The following is a 14,862-nucleotide window of genomic DNA, read 5'->3' on the forward strand; positions in this document are numbered from 1 at the left end:
CCAGTGGTTCCGGTGGTCGTGGCCCGGTTCGGGGTCCGGGCCACGACCAGGGGATCAGGCGTCGGCGTTCTCCACCACCAGGGCCCACTCCGCCAGCAGTTGTTGGGCCGTTGCTCCATCGTCGGCCTCCGCCCACAGGTGGGTGACCGCTTCGGAGGGATCGGGAAGCACCAGCACCCAGGATCCGTCCTGCTCTGCTACCCGCACGCCGTCCGTGGTGTCCAGCGTGCGGTCTCCGGCCGCCTCGACGACGGCCCGCATAACACTTCCCTTCACCGCCCAGGGTGTGGGCACCGACCGACGCAGCAGGTGCGCCCCCGGGATCCGCGCGTTGATCTGACTCAACGACAACCGGGCACGTGCCACCAGCCCCAACAGTCGCACGAACGCAGCGACAGCGTCACTCGTTCGGGAGAACTCCGGAATCACGAAACCGCCGCGCCCATCACCGGCAAAGATGATGTCCGGGCTGGTCGCCGCCCGGGTGAGCTGGTCGGTGGCGGTCGCCGTCCACCGAACCGAGACCCCGTGTCCGCTGCACACCTGCTCGGCGATTCGGGTGGTGGTCACGGGCAGTGCAACCGCACCCTGTTGACGCTCCGCCGCCACCAGGTCCAACAGCACCAGCAGAGCCCGGTCACCGGGAACGAGTTCGCCCTTCTCGTCAACCACGGACAGGCGTTCGGCGACCGGGTCGAACCGTACGCCAAGGTCAGCCCGCGCGGAGGCCACGAGCTCGCCCAGGTGTTGCAGATCCCGCATCTCCTTGGCGGTCGTGTCGGTCGGAAACGCCTCGTCGAGCCGGTTGTTGACCGTGAGCACGTCCACGCCCAGACGTCCGAGCAGGCTCGGCAGGATCAGCGCACCGGTGCCGCCGGCACAGTCCACCACGACCTTGAGGCCGGCATCGGCCACACCGGTGAGATCGACCGTGCGTACCAGCTCGTGCGTGTAGGTTTCCAAGCCACGGGAGGGGAAGGACAGTTCCGCGATCTCGCCGGGGAAGGCCCGACGATACTCCTGTCGGGTGAAGACCCGCTCCAGCTTGCGTTGGGCAGCCGGGGACAGGTCCGCGCCCTGGTCGTCCAGGAACAGGATGTCCACGGACTGGGGATCCCCCACCGACGTGCGCAGGGCTATTCCCCCATCGACTCCGCCCTGCGCGGTGTGGAACCGCGCCACCGGGAGGGGTGTGGCTTCCAGGTCCTGCACGTCGATAGCTCCGGCCGTCAACGCGCTGATCACCGCCCGCTTGAGGGTGCGCGCGGCACGCGAGGCGTCACGTGAGGTGGTCACGGTCGCACCCTTGCGCAGGGTCGTGGCGTAGGCACTGGCCAGACGCACCGCGAGTTCCGGCGTGATCTCGACGTTGATGAGTCCGCTGACCCCACGTGGCCCGAAGAGGGACCGCTGGCCCCGAGACTCCCAGATCACGTTGCTGTTGACGACGGCCCCGGCCTCGATCGTCTTGAAGGGGTAGACCTTGACGTCGTTGGCGAGGTATGCCTCGGACTCGACGACACACTCCTCCCCGACGATCACCCCCTCCTCCATTCGGGCGCCGGCCATGACGTCGGTTCCCTTACCGATGACGCAGCCGCGTAGGTTACTGCTGGCACCGATGTAGGAGTTGTCGTGGACCACCGCACGGTGCAGGAACGCTTCCGAACGCACCACGGCGTTCCGCCCGAGCACCGTGAACTCGCGCAACTCTGCACCCGACTCGACCTTGGCATAGTCGCCGACGTACAGCGGACCCTTGAGTACCGCGTCGGGGGCCACGTCCGCCCCCTCGGCGATCCAGACCCCCGGCGAGACCTCGAAACCGTCGATCTCCACATCGACCTTGCCCGAGAGGACATCCGCCTGGGCACGCAGGTAGCTCTCGTGTGTCCCCACATCCTCCCAATAGCCCTCGGCCACATATCCGTACAGCGGATGGCCGTCGGCGAGCATGCGGGGAAACACGTCGGCGGAGAAGTCCACCACCTCCCCCTGGGGGACATAGTCCAACACCTCGGGTTCCATGATGTAGATCCCGGTGTTGACGGTGTCGGAGAAGACCTGCCCCCAGGTCGGCTTCTCCAAGAAGCGCTGGACCCGCCCCTCGTCGTCGATGATGACGATCCCGAACTCCAGGGGATTCTCCACCCGCTTCAGACCGATCGTGACCGCGGCCCCCCGCTCCCGGTGCGAGCGGATCATGTCGCTGAGGTCGATATCGGTCAGCGCATCCCCGGAGATCACCAGGAACGGTTCCCCCCGCAGGTACTGCTCCGCGTTGCGCACACTCCCGGCGGTGCCCAGCGGCACCTCCTCGGCGACGTAACGCACGTTCATCCCGAGTTCCTCGCCATCACCGAAGTAGTTTCGGATCAGGGTCGCCAGGAACTGCACGGTGACGATCGTGTCGTCGAGCCCGTGCCGGCGGAGCAGGCGCAGCACGTGCTCCATGATCGGGCGGTTCACCACCGGCAGCAGGGGCTTGGGCTGGTTCGCCGTCATCGGTCGCAGCCTGGTGCCCTCACCACCGGCCATCACAACAGCCCGCATACTAGATCCACCTCCCCAGTCCAGGTTGCCCACGGTGCACTGACGGTTCTGCTGGGGAGTCCGGAGTGTGTTGTCTGGTCACAGACACGCCGCTCCTCTCGGTCCGGGTGGCGGGGAGTTATCGGGCCCGCGTATGCGCAGTCAGCTTCCAGCTCTGCACCGCGTACAGTGCGCCGGCCCACCAGTAGAGAGCAGTTCCCCAAATCGCGAATGCCCAACCAAGAATCTCGGCCACATCGCCCGCGACACCGGGAGTCCCGGCAACGAAGAGGAGAGGGAAGGCGTAGAGCAGACACAGGGTGGCTGCCTTACCGGCGAAGTTCACGGGCAACGGCCCGTAACCGAAGTAGCGCAACACCGGAAGTGCCGCCACGATCAGCACGTCCCGAAGTACCAGCGCCACGAGCAGCCAGACCGGCACCACGTCCCGGATGACCAAACCGAGCACCGCCGCGAAGATATAGAGCCGGTCCGCCATTGGATCGAGCAACATCCCGACCCGGCTGACCTGGTTCCAGGCCCGTGCAATCTTGCCGTCCAGCCAGTCGGTGACACCCGCGAAGGCGAGGACCCCCAGAGCCCACCAGTCGGCCTCGGGAACGAGGACCAGCCAGAGAAACAGCGGGACACCGAGTATCCGCGCACAACTCAATGCGTTCGGTAACGTCCAGACACGTTCCGATCCGGAGTGCTCCGCTGTCACGTGGATCGCCACCCCACCTCCCGGTCCGTTGTCGAGCCTACCCATCGCGTGCATATCGCCGGTTACGGACGTGCGGAACCACGGTCGGGATTTTCTTCCCCACAGTCGTCACTCGCCGGAACGCCCCACCACCATTCTCGGCCACGCACTGACAGGATGCGGAACCGGGAACCCGGGTATCCAGGTTGCCGCGCGGCGGCACCGGCGTTAACTGAGGTCCCGCAGTCGCTGTACTCCGGTCGGTTCCTGGGCCAGCAGCGGCTGCTCGATCAGCCCGCAGTCGCCGAAGCGCTCTCGAACCTCGGCCAGGATCGCGGGGTCGGCATCCACCGGAACCTGGTTGAGTGCCACGGGTCCGAGACGCAGCCCAGCTTCTTCCAGCTGGCGTCGGGCACGTTGGGTCTCCGCCAGCACCATGCGACGTGGGAGCAACACGAGCCGCACCTCGGACTCTTCGCGTAGCCGTCGTGCCGTGGTCTCCAGGCGGATCCGGCGCGCGTGTAGACGCTGAAGCAGCGGGTCGGTCTGGCCGTCGGGATCATCCCCGCCGATGGCGTCAACGGCCAGGGCCTCGGCGCGCCGGGCGCGATCACGGTGCCGGGCCAGTCCCTGTACCCATGGGGTAAGTAGGCTCGGCAGACTCACCATCCGCAGCAACTGCCCGGTGGGGGCACTGTCCACCACGAGACAGTCGAACTCCTCAGGGACACGCTCCATCGCACCCATAAGCTGGTCGGCCAGGGCCGACTCCACCATTCCCGGTGTCTGGGTGGCGTGGCGGAGGTGGCGCTGCACCGCGGGCATGATCTCGGCCGGCACGACGCTGTGGGCGTCCTCGACGACCTCTGCGACGCGGCGCCGCACGGCGTCCTCACCGTCGGGTTCCCACACCCACAGTCCGGCCACGATCTCGGTCGGGGTGTCTCCGAGTGGCGTGCCCAGTACGTCGGCCAGCGAGTGCGCCGGGTCCGTGGAGATGAGCAGCGTGCGCAGGCCCGCCGCGGCCTGCCCCAGGGCGAAGGCCCCGGCCATGGTGGTCTTTCCCACACCACCCTTCCCGCCGAAGAAGGTGATCGGTTCCGAGCCCGCGGTCTGCACGCTCAACAGCACACCTGAGGTTCACCGAAGGTTTCGGCCCCCATACGCCGATGCCAGTCGTGCAGGTCGGCGACGAGATACGGGACCAGATCCAGCGTCTCGTAGGCCACCGGGTTGGCGACTCCGAGGCTCTCCAGCAACACCAGGGCACGCATCGTGTCCGCCTGCCGCCGGGCCTCACGCTCCCGGGCGTGACCCCAGCGGGAGTCGAAGACCGCCTGGTGGAAAGCGTCGAACCGACGCCAAGCCCACACCACCCGTTGCCAGGCGCGCCGGGCCGGGTTCCCGTTCGGGATTCCCGGGCCCGGACGCTCCTGCGGCTGCTCCGGCTGCTCCGGCTGGATGGGGTGCATGGGCTACGCAGAACCTCCCTGGCCAGCAGGACCGGCTGCTGGGTCGTCCTAGTCTGCGGATGTGCTCTGATCACCACTGTCATCGACGGATGCCCCGGTCTGGGAGCCCGCCGGGTCCTCACTGCGGCCGCTCCAGGCACGGCGCAGGGCGATTGCCGCTTCGACGACCATCCACAATGCCAGGACCAGGATCACCGCGTCCAGCGGCGCCAGGAGGAACACTTCCAGCACGTCGTCGGAACGCACGAAGTCCAGAAGCTGGATGACCAGGGCCCAGGTGGTCATGACCACCAGGAAGACCAGGGGGATCAGCACCATGATCGGATTACGGCCGTTCCTGGTCACCCATACCGCGATCACGGCCAGGGCCAGACCGGCAGTGAGCTGGTTGGTGGTTCCGAACAACAGCCACAGCGTACCCACGGCGAAGTCGCCCGGAACCATCGCGAGGCCGAATGGGATCGCCACGGCCAGCACGGTCGCCAGGGTGACGTTGCGGGACAGCGTGCGTAGGGCACGGCCGGCCGGGCCGTCACGCAGCACCCCGTGGGAGATGTGGGCGACCTCCTGGATGATGTAGCGCTGTAGCCGCACGGCCGTGTCCAGGCTGGTGGCCGCGAAGCTGACCACGACCACGGTCGCGAACACCACACCCACGGCCTCGGGCACGGCAAGGTTTCCGGCCAATCCCGCAACCCCCTGCACGAAGGTGTTGCCCGGGTCGTCTCCGGCCGTCTCCCAGTCGACGTAGAGCGCACCCCAGCTCGTGTCGGCGTTGGCCGAGTACAGCATCACACCCACGGTGCAGGCGAGGATGGAGCACAGGGCCAGGGTTCCCTCCCCGAGCGAGCCCATGTATCCGACGAAGCGCGCGTCGGTCTCCTTGTCCAACTGCTTCGATGTGGTGCCCGAGGACACCAGGCTGTGGAAGCCGGATACCGCACCACAGGCGATCGTGATGAACAGCAGGGGGAACCAGGAAGGCGATCCTTCGGGCACCGACCGGAAAACGGGAGCTTCGATGGTGTTCATTCCCACCAGAACACCGACCAGGATCACCGCCAGCGCCAGCAGCATCTGCTGCTGATTGATGTAGTCCCTGGGCTGGAGCAGCATCCACACCGGCAGCCGCGAGGTGAAGAAGGTGTAGACGAAGATGAGAACCAGCCACAGCGTGGCGGGTTGGATTCCCACCAGCCCGGCAATCGGGTCCACGGTGATCGGGAGGAGCTGTCCCACCGGGATACACACGTAGACGATCAGCAGTGCCACCAGTGACGGCACTAGTGCGGTGCTCCGTCTGCGATACACCACCTGGCCGACCGCGATCGCCAGCGGGATGGTGACCAGGACCGGGAGCACCGCCTCGGGATTGGCAACGAGCAGACCCGCGATCACGATCGCGAACACGGCGTTGACCATCGTCACGAGGAAAAAGATGATCAGCAGGAACAGCACCCGCGAGCGCCGGCTGATCACCTCCCGGGTCAGGGTGCCGATACTGCGCCCCTTGTGCCGGACCGAAACCACGATCGAACCAAAGTCGTGCGCCCCCGACGCGAACACGGTGCCCAGCACCACCCACAGCAGAGCCGGTCCCCACCCCCAGAAGACCGCGATGGCCGGTCCGAGGATCGGTGCGGCCCCCGCCACCGAGATGAAGTGGTGCGCGAACACGATGTGGCGGTTGGTGGGCACATAGTCGACGCCGTCACGCAACTCGTGGGCCGGGGTGGTGAAGGCAGGGTCCAGGGCATAGACCCGATTGGCCAGGTAGGCGGAGTAGTAGCGGTAGGCGAGGAAGAATACCCCCAGCACCACGAGCATGACGACCACGGCGGGCATACGGACACCTTTCGGGGCGCGCGCAGCAACGGGACGAAGACGAAACAGTGATCAACTAGAGTCATCAGAAATTAGCACGTTCTTTATCTCACACATAGGTGACGCAGTGCACAACATCGTCACGGTCTGGCGGAAAGCGGTCACCGCCGAGCTGTCCTGGATCGGCCCCCAGGGGCCGGTCGGCATCCCCGTGGTACCGCTGGTTTGGATGGGTGGAGCGCCGCGGGGTGGCGATGCCCTCTGCGCAGCACTGCCCCTGGCGCATCTGCGAACCCTGGACACGCTGACCCAACACGTCGCCGCGTTCAGCGTGACCGAGGGCGGCACCTCCCCCCGAACCACCAGTGGCTGGTGTGCCACGGGAACCGTGACGGTCACTCCCGACCTCGAGGGTCACCTGTTCACCGAACACCTGCTGGACCAGGAGTGCCTCAAGCATCCACCGAGCCGCCTGCGGGTGGACAGCCTGATGGCCCGGCGGGAGAACTGGTGGTGGCTCCCCCGCATGATCGTCACACTCACCGACGTAACCCGGGAACGGAAGCTACCCGCACGGCGGGCGGCTACTGACGCTCTGCTGGTCCGCGCGCACGCCCACGAGCCACGGGTGGATGCTGTACGGATCCAGCCGGATCACCCTGCCCCCGCGTCAGACTCCGAGCCCGAACCACCGGAACGGATCTCGGTTCACCCTCGAGCCGAGGAGGGCCTGGCCCCCCTACCCGCGGGGAGGGTCCTGGTGTTCGGTCACCAGCACAGCCCGGATTTCGAACGTTGGGAACGCTGGTACCGGTTCGGGGACCTGACCGAGGACCACAACGGTGGGGCCTGCCTGGCGGTGGCCCAGGCGGGCGGCACCCCCCAGGGGCCTCTGGAACCGTTCGGCCTGCTGGAGCGCTTCCGCAACCATCGACAGTTGGCGCGGGCGTGCCGCGACGGGATCGCCACAGCCGAGCGCCGGGGCCTGGACAGCTCTCGGTGACGAGCTCCGCCGCGCAGTGGTACGTGGCGGTTCAGACCTTGCGCCAGCTGGGAACCCAGGCCCCGTCGCTGATCTCGTAGTCACCGAACAGTGCCGGTGCTTCCTCTTGGAGAACGCGGCCGATCTGGTCGAAGACCAGCCGCATCTCCTCCTCGGCACCGGGCGCGGTGCGGGCCTCAATGGTATGCCGCAGGGTGCGGACATTGGCCGTCCACACCAGGCCGGTCGCCAACCCTTCGGGAGCGAACCGGCGCATGAACGAGGTTCGGTGCTTCTTCTCCGCGAAGGCGACGCCCTCCTCGTCCAACCCGAAGTGGTCGGCCATCCAGGTCTGGAACTCCTCCATCTGGGCCAGCATCTCGCCGGCCCGCTTCATCAGTTCCGGATCCTGGCGGGCCCAGTCCGGGAACCAGAACGGCAGATCGTTCAGCCGCACGAACCGTAGGGACTCCTGGGACACGGCGACACCTGGACGGTGCCGCACCAGCTCGTGGGTGAACACCCGGCTCACGTTGTGCAGCACGAAACTGAAGCTGACATGCTCGAGGACAGACCCGTGCATGCTCGCCAGAATGTTGGACAGGTACTGGTCCTGGTCGGTGCGTACCCGGGTCACATTCGGGTTGAGGCCCGGCTCCCAGGACCGGTAGCACAACCGGCCCGCGAACTCCGCGAGATTCTGGGGGTCGTTCAGCTGCGTGTCCAGCTCGCCCCGGTCGAGGCGCTCCAGCCACGCCTGTCCCCCCACCTCGGCGAGATAGCGCGCGACCTCCGGGTAGTCCACCTGGGGTCGAGCCACCAGATGAACCTCGGGCTCCACGCTCTGCACCACCGTAACTTCTCCCCCCGTGTCGGGACCGGCGGCCCCATCGACCGCACCACCGTCAGCGGGACACGACCCACAACCGCAGCCAACCGTGTGACGTGCCCACACCCAACCGAACTTAGCAGCGCAGGAAGACCCACCCGTTCGCGCCACAGTGCGCGCCGATCGAGCTGTCCCGGGAACAAACGTCAGGACCTGGCCAACCGCAGCACCCTGTCCACGATCTTTTCACCCACAGCTGCGCTGAGAATCGACTCCGGATGGAACTGGACGGCCCAACGTCGAGCCCGCTGATCCTCCACGGCCATGACGACCGGAATCCGCCGACCGTCGGCACCAACATCCTCGGCGACGGCCGTCACGTCGAAGCCCTTCACCCGTTCCGGGGTCGTGTAGGTGGAGTGGTACCGGGCCGCGGTGAACGTCGCGTCCTCCAGGCCCGCGAGCAGGCTCCCTCCGCGCACCTCAACCTGGCCCGGTTTGCCGTGCTTGGGCTCGGGCAGGGTGCACAGCTCGCCCCCGGCGTGTTCCACCATGGCCTGCAACCCCAGGCACACCCCGAACACGGGAATCCCGCGGCGCTCCAGCTCGTCCAACAACACACTGATCCCGAAATCCGCGGGCAGGCCGGGACCGGGGGACAGAATCACCAGGTCCGGGGCGAGCTCGTCGAGCACCCGCGGCGGAAAGCCATGGCGCAGCGTGGTGACCTTGGCGCCGTGCCGCCGGACGTAGTCGGCCAGCGTGTTGACGAAGGAGTCCTCGAAGTCAACAAGCAGCACCCGCATTCCCGCACCGCTGGGAACCGCCGCGGGCTCCACGGCCTCGACAGCGTCGGTTCCAGCCTCCTCCTGGTTCCCACCCGACTGTTCGGCCAAGGTCTCCAACAGGGCACGGGCCTTCAGGAAGGTCTCGCGTTCCTCCGCCTCGGGGTCGGAGTCGAACAGCAGGGTGGCACCCGCCCGCACCGTGGCCACACCGTTGCGGATATGGGCGGTCCGCAGAGTCAACCCGGTGTTCATCGAGCCATCGAACCCGACCATTCCCACCGCACCCCCGTACCAGCGACGCGGGGTGTCCTCGGTGGCCTCGATGAAGCGCATCGCCCACGTCTTGGGGGCGCCGGTGACCGTCACAGCCCACATGTGACTCTGGAAGGCGTCCAGGGCATCCAGTTCGGGCCGCAGGCGTCCCTCGATGTGGTCCACCGTGTGGATCAGCCGACTGTACAGCTCGATCTGGCGTCGGCCGATCACCCGCACACTCCCGGGTTCGCACACCCGGGACTTGTCGTTGCGGTCCACGTCGGTGCACATGGTGAGCTCGGATTCCTCCTTGGGGGAGGTGAGCAGGTTCCGAATGTTGGCCGCGTCCTCGAGCGCGTTCTCTCCTCGCCGCACGGTTCCCGAGATCGGACAGGTCTCGACCCGCTGGCCCTGTCCGACCGGTCCGGACACCCGCACGAACATCTCCGGGGAGGCACCGACCAGGTATTCGCCCTCCCCCATGTTGAGAAAAAACTCATAGGGGGCGGGATTGCGTTCCCGCAGTCGCTGGTAGAAACGCGCCGGCGAGTCACAGGCAGCATACATCTGGTGTCCGGGTACCACCTCGAACAGGTCCCCCCGCCGGAACCGCTCCTTAGCCTGTTCGACGATCCGGGCGTAGGAGCCCGGCTGTGGGGGTGGCGGAATGTCGGCGCCCAGCACCACGGGGGTTTGAGCCGTGACCCGGTCCAGGCCGCGGGTGCTGCGCCCCGGGTGACCGGACCGGTCCGCGGCACCGCCCTCGTCCCCGGACGCCAGGGTGAAGTCGTAGGTGAAGCGCAGGCAGGTCTCCCGCTTGCGGTCGTGGACGATGATCGCGTCGGGCAGGTGGAGGACGAGGTCCCGGTCCTGGGGGTCCCGCTGCTGCACCTCCGCCACAGGTTCGAACTGGAACGCCAGGTCATAGCCGAACGCCCCGTACAGGCCGAGGTGGGTGTCCTGGTCACTGTGGAACAGTGCAACGATCTCCCGCAGCACCGAGAACACGCTGGGGCGGCGACTGCGCTGCTCCTCGGTCAGCTGCTCGCCCCCACCGGGCTCGGGAACACGCACGGTCACCGTCGCGGATTCGGGCGAGGGGACGGGATGGCCGTGGCGCCGCAGGGCCGCCTCCACCATTGGAACCAGCACCTCCCCACGCTGGTTGAGGGCGCTGAGGGTGACGTCCCGCCCGCGGGCCACGAGCTCGAGACAGGGGTCCACGTAGCCGAGATCCCAACGGCTGTAGCGTCCCGGATACTCCATCCCGGAGGAGAACAGACCGCCCCGACGCGTTTCCACTGCCTCGACGAGCGTCAACAGCTCAGCGGGATCACAGGGCTCGGCCGTACGCTGCACCGTGATTCCACCATGGGTCCGGTAACTGTGCACGACAGAGTCGGCGCCGGCAGGTGTGTGGGTGCCTGCCCGGAAATCTTGCGGGAACGTCACGATCGGTCCGGTCCTTTTCATCGTTGGGGTGACTACACCCGAACCGGGGCCGGACTGGCTGTGCGGCCGCCGGGACGGGCGGCCGCTGGTCAGAAGTGCTGACGAGTCTTGCGCCGCCTATGGGCGGCGCCACCACTGCTGGGATACGGGTGATACTCGCACGCGGCCAAGTATATCCTCGGGCCAGCGGTTGCGCATCCAGCAACCGAACACGGCGGATTCTCACGGACACGTCACCCGCTGTGCGCAGCGTCACGACACTGGGGGATCCCGCTCGGGCATCTCCCTCTTCCCAGCGCACCGGAACGCGGTCCGCTGCCTCGGCCACAAGGGTAAGAAAACCCTGGCTTGACCCGACCACACGGCGAATTGAACCATGGCGAGCGTGCGCTCCCCGGACGGCCACAGGCCCGGCACACCGAACGGACACGGCGACTCGCAGACACCGGATCCCTTCGCGTGGCTGGAACAGCCCGACACCCCCCAGACCCGCGCCTGGCTGGACATGCGCAGTCAGGAGTTCACGGCGCACGCCAAAACCTGGAACCTGCGTCCGTGGCTGTCTGCGGAGATCCATCGCCTGCTCGCCCACGACGATCACTCCATCCCCCACGTCCGTGCGGACACCGTACTCGCCACCCACCGCCCCAGCGGGGCCGAACATCCGCGGGTCGTGGCTACCCGCGCGGGCTGCTCCTGGGTGGTGTTCGACCCCATGAAGGTGGATCCCACGGGCCGCACCACGCTGGACGCTTGGGAAGCCTCCCCCGACGGGCGCCTCGTCGCCGTGCAGACCTCCCGCGACGGAACCGAGCTGGGACAGCTGGAGGTTCTGGATGTGGCCACCGGAGAGCGGATGGAGCCACCGATAACCGGCATCCGGTACAGCCACGTGGCCTGGCTCGCCGACCACCACTCCCACGGCCCGGCCTTCTACTATGTGCGCCGGGACGGAAACACCGGTCAGCGCGGCGTGTGGCTCCACACGGTCACCCCGCAGCGGGAGTTCCACCCGGACGGCAGGGACCCGACCGACGTCCTCATCCGCCCGTGCACCGTCGCCGGGGCGGTCCCCGGGGTCCGTATCGAGCGCGGACGATGGCTCATCGTCAGTGAGAGCCACGGCACGGGCTACCGGGAAGATCTCTGGATCGCGGACCTCGCCGCCGCGCAGAGCCCGGCCCACGCGCCTGACTTCCGGGAGATCCACGCCGATGTGGACGTGGTCTCCGAGGCACGCGTCGGCCCGGACGGCTGGCTCTATCTGCGAACGAGCCTCACCGCCTCGCGGCGCCGGGTCTGCCGAGTCGACCCGAACCAGCCCGGTGTCGCCAACTGGCGCGAGGTGGTTGCCGAGGACACCCGTTCCACGCTCGACGCATTCGCCGTGCGTAGCACCGCCGAGGGGCAACCGGAGCTGCTCCTGGCACGGACCTGGCTGGGGATCAGCAGCCTGTGCTCGGTGTCGGCGGCGGACGGCCGACAGCTGCGCCGGCTGCCCCTCCCCGGTGAAGGAATGATCACCCGGATGGAGGTCAGCCCCGGGACCGGATCCCCCCGCGGGGACCATGCGCCCGAGCCGCTGTGGGTGGCCTTCTCCGGCGTGGCCACACCGCACCGCGTGCTGTGCTACTCCCGGGACACGGAGCACGATCGGGGGTGGCGCCCCTGGCCCCGGCGCCAGACCCGCACGCCCGGCCCCCCGATCCGACGCCAGGTGCACTGGTTCCGATCCTTCGACGACACGGCCGTGCCGGTCACCATCCTGTCGGCCCATCCGTTCGACACCCGTCGCCCCACCATCCTGCACGCCTACGGGGCCTACGGCCGTCCCCGCCAGTTCGGGTTCAGTGCGACCGTGCTCGCCTGGCTGCGCACGGGAGGACAATATGCCGTCGCCCACGTGCGGGGAGGGGGCGACCTTGGGCGCGAGTGGCATCTGGCCGGGGCGCACCGGGCAAAACCGACCTCGGTGGAGGATCTCCTCCACGCCACCGACGCGATCACCGCGGCAGGCTACTGCACCCGGGACCAGCTGTGCCTGTCCGGTGGCTCTGCCGGTGGTCTGGTCGTCCTCGCGGCCATGGCCCGACGCCCCGACTGCTGCCGCGCGGTCCTCGCCTCCGCCCCGTTGACGGACATGCTCAACTTCGAGCGGATGGGAATGGGGGCGCTGTGGACCCGGGAGTTCGGAACAGCCAGCAATCCGGCTGATCGGACCGTACTGGCCTCCTACTCCCCGTACCACCAGGTGGTGGCCCAGCCCCGACAGAACTATCCGGCGGTCCTGCTCACCGGTTTCCACGGGGACACCCGAACCGATGCGGCGCACGCCCGGAAGATGTGTGCCGCCCTGGGCGCAGCGTCAGCGGCAGCGGCAGCGGCACCATCACCGTCAACAGGCGCACGCCCGGCGCTGCTGCGCTACGAGTACGGGGTCGGTCATGGCCCCCGCGCTCTCAGTCGGGCGGTGGACCTCGCGGCCGACGCACACGCGTTCGTGGCCGCGTGGACCGGGCTCGCCCTGCCGAGCCTGGGATACGGGAAACAGTCGGGAGCGGCCAAGGAGGGAGGTGTGCAACCGATGGACCCCAAGGAGACCGTCGAGATCCCGGTGGAGGTCGAGGACCTGCCGAGTGTGACCTCGCGGGACACCACCGCGGGTGGTGACACGGACGGCAAGGACAGCAGCTCCGACTTCATCTGACGACCTCGGGTGGGGCCCGCATCGGGCCCCACCCGGGCCAGGGAGGATCATTGACCAGGTACCTGTTCACGGACACCGTGCACCGCGCCCTCGGTGCCGACTTTCGGGCTACCGAGCTGTCAACGCAGGTCCGACACGTCGATGTCGGGGCCCCTGCCGTCACGGACCTGTTGACCTGGACCGCCCTCAGCGAGCTGTTGTCCACGCGCGCCGTGGCACCGCCACGAATGCGCCTGCATGCCAAAGGCACGCCCGTGCCCGCGGACCGGTACACGGAGGTCGTGGACTCCTCCGGTGTTTCCAGCCGCATCATTCGTCCCGACGCCCTGTACCGGGAGCTGCGTGCGGGCGCGAGCCTCGTCCTGGACGCAGTGGACCGACTGCACCCCCCAGTTCGTGCCGCCGCCGACGACCTGATGCGGTTCGTGCGGGAGCGGGTCCAGGTGAATCTGTATGTGATCTGGGGTGACTCCCACGGATTCGACACGCACTGGGATGACCACGACACCTTCATCGTGCAGCTGGCCGGAACGAAACACTGGCAGGTCCATGGTCCGGGTAGCCGCCCCTTCCCGCTGCGGGTGGACGCCGACCACGCCCACACCCCACCCGGCTCGGCCCCGGCCTGGAAGGGGGTGTTGGAAGCGGGACACGTCCTGCACGTACCCCGGGGATGGTGGCATACGGTCACCGGGACCGGAGACGCCAGTATGCACCTGACCTTCGGGTTCGCCCCCGCCACCGGAATCGACTGGGCGCGGTGGCTGGTGGAGCGCCTCCACGAACGTGAGCTGTTCCGGCGGGACCTTCCCCGGTTCGCCTCCACCGAGCTCCAGCAGGAATGGCACCGCGATCTCGTCGCGGAGCTGACGCGGATGGCCGAGGACCCCGGCCCAGAGAACGGGAGCATCCCGAGCTATCTCCGACACCGCGATGAACGGTTCCCGCGCCGACAGGTTTTCTCCCTGCCCTGGGCGGTGGACCAGACCCCCCTGGCCGAGGACACCGTGGTGGAGTTCGCCGCGATCCTGCCACCAGAACTCGAGAGTGGCTCGGACTCACCCGATCCCGGGAACTCCCAGGACAGCGAGGATGTGATCCGCCTGACCGTGTCCGGGAGGCGCTACCAGCTCCCGCAGGTGACGCGGCCGGCCCTGGAGACCCTAATCGAACGGCCCCGAGTGGACCTGGGGGAGCTGGTCACCGCCACCGGCCAGGATGGACCCACCGTTGCCGAGGTGGTGCGCACACTGGCACGTCACCATCTGGTCCATCTGCATCCGGGCCCGTCCACACCGTGATCTTGCACCCCCAACCC

The 14,862-nt window shown here is 67.9% G+C and carries 8 protein-coding genes and 2 pseudogenes; 3 read left to right on the forward strand and 7 right to left on the reverse strand.

Going from position 1 to position 14,862, the window contains the following annotated elements; genetic code table 11:
• Positions 1-54 precede the first annotated feature (54 nt).
• From RIF23_RS02785 to RIF23_RS02805, 5 genes and pseudogenes are all read right to left on the reverse strand, one after another.
• Positions 55-2,553, reverse strand: coding sequence for a mannose-1-phosphate guanyltransferase (locus RIF23_RS02785; protein ID WP_310910722.1), 2,499 nt, complete (start codon positions 2,551-2,553; stop codon positions 55-57).
• 127 nt (positions 2,554-2,680) lie between these two features.
• Positions 2,681-3,256 (reverse strand): annotated as a pseudogene (locus tag RIF23_RS02790) (CDP-alcohol phosphatidyltransferase family protein); the annotation flags it as partial.
• 207 nt (positions 3,257-3,463) lie between these two features.
• Positions 3,464-4,360 (reverse strand): ArsA family ATPase, encoded by an 897-nt coding sequence (locus RIF23_RS02795; RefSeq protein ID WP_310910723.1) that lies wholly within the window; start codon positions 4,358-4,360, stop codon positions 3,464-3,466.
• Complete coding sequence (locus tag RIF23_RS02800) at positions 4,357-4,707, reverse strand: cory-CC-star protein (protein ID WP_407659363.1); 351 nt, start codon at positions 4,705-4,707, stop codon at positions 4,357-4,359. The genes RIF23_RS02795 and RIF23_RS02800 overlap by 4 nt, the downstream gene beginning before the upstream one ends.
• 48 nt (positions 4,708-4,755) lie before the next feature.
• On the reverse strand, positions 4,756-6,552 hold the full coding sequence (locus tag RIF23_RS02805) for a carbon starvation CstA family protein (protein WP_310910724.1): 1,797 nt from the start codon (positions 6,550-6,552) through the stop codon (positions 4,756-4,758).
• 106 nt (positions 6,553-6,658) lie between these two features.
• On the opposite strand from RIF23_RS02805, the gene RIF23_RS02810 reads away from it, so the two are divergent.
• Positions 6,659-7,534, forward strand: coding sequence for a hypothetical protein (locus RIF23_RS02810; protein ID WP_310910725.1), 876 nt, complete (start codon positions 6,659-6,661; stop codon positions 7,532-7,534).
• A 31-nt stretch (positions 7,535-7,565) separates the two neighbouring features.
• On the opposite strand, the gene thyX is transcribed toward RIF23_RS02810, so the two are convergent.
• Positions 7,566-8,363, reverse strand: a complete 798-nt coding sequence (gene thyX / locus RIF23_RS02815; protein ID WP_310911226.1) for an FAD-dependent thymidylate synthase — start codon at positions 8,361-8,363, stop codon at positions 7,566-7,568.
• Positions 8,364-8,548: 185 nt separating this feature from the next.
• Positions 8,549-10,777: an anthranilate synthase component I gene (locus tag RIF23_RS02820; protein WP_310911228.1), complete on the reverse strand. Its 2,229-nt coding sequence runs from the start codon at positions 10,775-10,777 to the stop codon at positions 8,549-8,551.
• Positions 10,778-11,213: 436 nt separating this feature from the next.
• On the opposite strand from RIF23_RS02820, the pseudogene RIF23_RS02825 reads away from it, so the two are divergent.
• Positions 11,214-13,343 (forward strand): annotated as a pseudogene (locus RIF23_RS02825) (prolyl oligopeptidase family serine peptidase); the annotation flags it as partial.
• Positions 13,344-13,594: 251 nt separating this feature from the next.
• The gene (locus RIF23_RS02830) at positions 13,595-14,845 is read left to right on the forward strand and encodes a cupin domain-containing protein (RefSeq protein WP_310910727.1); all 1,251 of its coding nucleotides are present in this window, start codon (positions 13,595-13,597) and stop codon (positions 14,843-14,845) included.
• The last annotated feature ends 17 nt before the right edge of the window (positions 14,846-14,862 follow it).

Origin of the sequence: Lipingzhangella rawalii (genome assembly GCF_031628175.1) — a bacterium.
In the GTDB taxonomy this organism is placed as follows: Bacteria; Actinomycetota; Actinomycetes; order Streptosporangiales; family Streptosporangiaceae; genus Lipingzhangella_A; species Lipingzhangella_A rawalii.

Excerpts from the sequence above, each read along its gene's own strand:
- RIF23_RS02805 (WP_310910724.1), bottom strand. The coding sequence starts at position 6,552 with ATGCCCGCCGTGGTCGTCATGCTCGTGGTGCTGGGGGTATTCTTCCTC.
- RIF23_RS02800 (WP_407659363.1), bottom strand. The coding sequence starts at position 4,707 with ATGCACCCCATCCAGCCGGAGCAGCCGGAGCAGCCGCAGGAGCGTCCG.
- RIF23_RS02785 (WP_310910722.1), bottom strand. The coding sequence starts at position 2,553 with ATGCGGGCTGTTGTGATGGCCGGTGGTGAGGGCACCAGGCTGCGACCG.